General features: G+C 48.6%; 2 protein-coding genes. One reads left to right on the plus strand and one right to left on the minus strand.

Going from position 1 to position 827, the window contains the following annotated elements:
* Positions 1-191: CHC2 zinc finger domain-containing protein (locus AAC147_RS07820; RefSeq protein ID WP_047686243.1), on the minus strand; the 191-nt coding region annotated here is incomplete at its 3' end.
* Between the two features lie 115 nt (positions 192-306).
* Here AAC147_RS07820 and AAC147_RS07825 point away from each other — a divergent pair.
* On the plus strand, positions 307-735 hold the full coding sequence (locus tag AAC147_RS07825; RefSeq protein WP_231571656.1) for a helix-turn-helix domain-containing protein: 429 nt from the start codon (positions 307-309) through the stop codon (positions 733-735).
* The last annotated feature ends 92 nt before the right edge of the window (positions 736-827 follow it).

Below are 827 nucleotides of genomic sequence, written 5' to 3' on the forward strand. Positions count from 1 at the left end.
CAGCCAAAGCAGTGATAGAGATTTTTCGACGGGGTAATGACCATCGAGGGCGTTTTCTCTTGATGGAACGGGCACAGCACAACCATGTCTTTGCCACGCTTAAAGAGCTGCCGCCCTTGTTGCTCAATGATGGCGACTAAAGAGACGGCGGCTTTCAGGTGTTGCAACTCTGCTTCCGGGATGCGAGCCATATCAGATATCCTTACAAAATATTTTTTAATAAAGCATCGATGCTTGATAAGTTAGCTTCAAGGCTTTATTATGTCAAGCATGTAAAGCGCACATCAACGCACTGGAGCATGGAAGATGAGTCATAATTACGGCAACATAGCTACATTTGAGACCGCAATAATGACAGAGGTGCTTGATATGGCAGCGGCAACAGAGAATGGATTTGCACAACGCTTGCGGGAACTGCGCAGACAAAAAGGCCTCTCCCAGTCTGAATTGGGCAAGCTGGCTGAACTGCATTACACCCACATAGGCCGCTTTGAGCGCGGCACTTCCCGGCCGGGCAGCGATACCTTAAAACGTCTGGCGGATGTGCTGGATGTAAGTAGTGATTACCTGTTGGAAGGAGCTGAGACCGAAGCGGCGAAAGCCCGGTTTGAGGACAGGGAGTTGCTGCGACAGTTTCAGGCGGTGGAGCAGTTACCGGAAGAAGATAAGGAAGTGATTAAGAAGTTGCTGGATGCCTTTTTAACCAAGAAGCAGTTACAGGCACTGGCGAGGTAAAAAACCTGTTAATTTAACGCGAGGTTAAAGTGCTACCAACACGTTAACCCCGCTGACCATAACCAACTGAAGAGGAGTTGAATGATGGCTAA

The organism is Xenorhabdus sp. NBAII XenSa04, assembly GCF_963866145.1.
Classification (GTDB): Bacteria; Pseudomonadota; Gammaproteobacteria; order Enterobacterales; family Enterobacteriaceae; genus Xenorhabdus; species Xenorhabdus indica.

Bases quoted from the DNA above. Each gene is read 5' to 3' on its own strand.
- AAC147_RS07825 (WP_231571656.1), top strand. From the start codon at position 307: ATGAGTCATAATTACGGCAACATAGCTACATTTGAGACCGCAATAATG.